The following is a 2,500-nucleotide window of genomic DNA, read 5'->3' on the forward strand; positions in this document are numbered from 1 at the left end:
CCTGACGGTGGCAGCCCCGCCGGCACCTGTCGCCGGGGCCGAGGCGCATGACATCCTCGGCGGCGTGAAAGCCGTCCGCCTCAGTCCCGTACTCGCCGGACGCACGGAAGAACTCAAGACGCTCGACGCCGTGCTCGCCCGCGCCTCCGCGGGCGAACCGCAGGCGCTCGTGGTGGCGGGCGAGGCCGGGGTCGGCAAGACGCGGCTGGTGGAGGAGTTCCTCACCGCGGCCCGCGCGGCGGGGGCGGTGACCGCCGCCGGCGGCTGCGTGGAGCTGGGCGCGGACGGGCTGCCGTTCGCGCCGTTCACCACCGCGCTGCGGTCGCTGCAGCGCGAGCTGGGCGACGACGCCCTCGCCGCCGCCGTGGCGGGCCGCGAGGCCGAGCTGTCCCGGCTGCTGCCCGACGCCTCCTACGCGCCGCCGGCCGGCTCCCCGCCGCACGAACGCGACGGGCGCACCCGCCTGTTCGAGCTGACCGCGCAGAGCCTGGAGCGGCTGGCCGCCGACCGCGCCGTCGTCCTGGCCCTGGAGGACCTGCACTGGTCCGACCGCTCCACCCGCGAGCTGCTCTCGTACCTCTTCCGCACCCTGCAGGCCACCCGGCTCATGCTGCTGGCGACCTACCGCTCCGACGACATCCACCGCCGCCACCCGCTGCGCCCCTTCCTCGCCGAGCTGGACCGGCTGCGCACCGTACGCCGCATCGAGCTGGCGCCGCTCAGCCGCGACGAGGTCGCCGCCCAGCTCACCGGCATCCACGGCGACGTGCCGGCGCCCGCCCGCGCCGACGACATCTTCCGGCGCAGCGAGGGCAACCCGTTCTTCGTCGAGGAGCTGTCGGCCAACCCCGACTGCGGCCTCAGCGAGTCGCTGCGCGACCTGCTGCTCGTCCGCGTCGAGCGGCTGAGCGAGCCCGCCCAGCAGGTCGTGCGGGTCGCCGCCGAGGCCGGCGGCCACGCGGAGCACGCGCTGCTCGCCGCGGTCACCGGCGAGGACGAGGACGCGCTGCTGGCGGCGCTGCGCGCGGCCGTCGCCGGCAACGTGCTCGTACCCGACGAGGACGGCGAGTCGTACCGCTTCCGGCACGCCCTGCTGCGCGAGGCGGTCCGCGACGACCTGCTGCCCGGCGAGCGCTCCCGGCTCAACCGCCGCTTCGCCGAGGTGCTGGAGGCCGACCCCGCGCTCGTCCGCGCCGAGCAGCGGCTCACCCGCATCGCCCGGCACTGGCACCACGGCCGGGACAGCGCCCGGGCACTGCCGGCGGTGCTGGCGGCGGCGGTGGAGGCGCGCTGCCGGCACGCGTTCGCCGAGCAGTACGAGCTGCTGAAGCGGGCGATGGAGCTGTGGGACGACGTGTCGCCCGAGGTCCGCGCCCGGCTGCGGGCCGCGGACGGCATCGAGGACTACGAGACGTGCGCGGCGGACACGCCGCTCACCGAGCTGGACCTGCTCGCCGAGACCGTCGTGGCCGCCCGGCTCGCCGACGAGCGGGAACGGGCGCTGGCGCTGACCCGGCGCGCCCTGGAGGCCATCGACGAGGATGCCGAGCCGCTGCGCGCGGCGTGGTTCTGGGTGCAGCGGCACTGGCTGGTGGAGCAGCTGGCCCGCGGGGACGGCCGCGCCGAGCTGGACCACGCGCTGCGGCTGGTGTGCGACCGGCCGCCGTCGCAGGTGCCGGCGCTGGCGCTGACGGCCGCGGCGGGCTGGGAGATGCTGCACCGGCCCGGCCGGCCGGAAGGTCTCGCCGCGGCCGAACAGGCGGTACGCACCGCCGCCGCGGCCGGCGCGGAGAACCTGGAGCTGAACGCCCGGGTGGCGTACGGCGTCCACCTGGAGGACTCCGGCCAGGAGGAGCTGGGCCTGGACATCCTGCGCGAGGTCCGCGACCGCGCCCGGCGCACCGGCGACTACACGGCGGCGGCCGGGGCGGAGCTGAACCTGTCAGCCGCGCTGGAGAACCTGGGCCGCTCGCGGGAGGCGGCGGAGGTCGCCGCGGACGCGGCGCGGGCGGCGGCGAGCCGCGGGCGGCGTGCCAAGGTGGCGTTCTCGCTCGGCAACCAGGTGGACTCCCTGGTGTCGATGGGCCGTTGGGACGAGGCGGAGCGGATCGCCGGCCGGGCGGAGCGGGACGCGATCGCCGCCCTGGCGTACGGCAGCCTGGCGCAGTCGCGCGCCCGGCTGGCACTGTTCCGCGGGGACGTGACCCGGGCGGAGGCGCTGCTGGCCACCGCGCGCGACCGGCTGGGGCCGCAGGCGGCGCAGCCGCAGATGGCGATCCCGCTGAGCACGCTGACGGCCGCGGCCGCGGTGGCGCGCGGCGACCTGACGGGCGCCCGCGAGGAGGCCGCCCGCACCGTCGACGCCGGGCTGGCGCCGGGCGTCAACCGGTACGCGTGGCTGCTGCTGCAGGTCGCGGCGGAGGCCGAGGGCGACGGGCGCCGGACGCCGGCGTTCGCCCGGGGCAGCGCGGCGGCGCTGGCGCGGATCCGTACCGCGGCG

Annotated in this window: 1 protein-coding gene; it reads left to right on the top strand. The window is 77.8% G+C overall.

Annotation, left to right across the window (positions count from 1 at the left end; all coding sequences use genetic code 11):
• Positions 1-64: 64 nt before the first annotated feature.
• The coding region (locus ABD317_RS35875) for an ATP-binding protein (RefSeq protein ID WP_344296060.1) at positions 65-2,500 on the top strand (2,436 nt) is incomplete at its 3' end.

The sequence above is a fragment of the Streptomyces synnematoformans genome (assembly GCF_039531005.1).
In the GTDB taxonomy this organism is placed as follows: domain Bacteria; phylum Actinomycetota; class Actinomycetes; order Streptomycetales; family Streptomycetaceae; genus Streptomyces; species Streptomyces synnematoformans.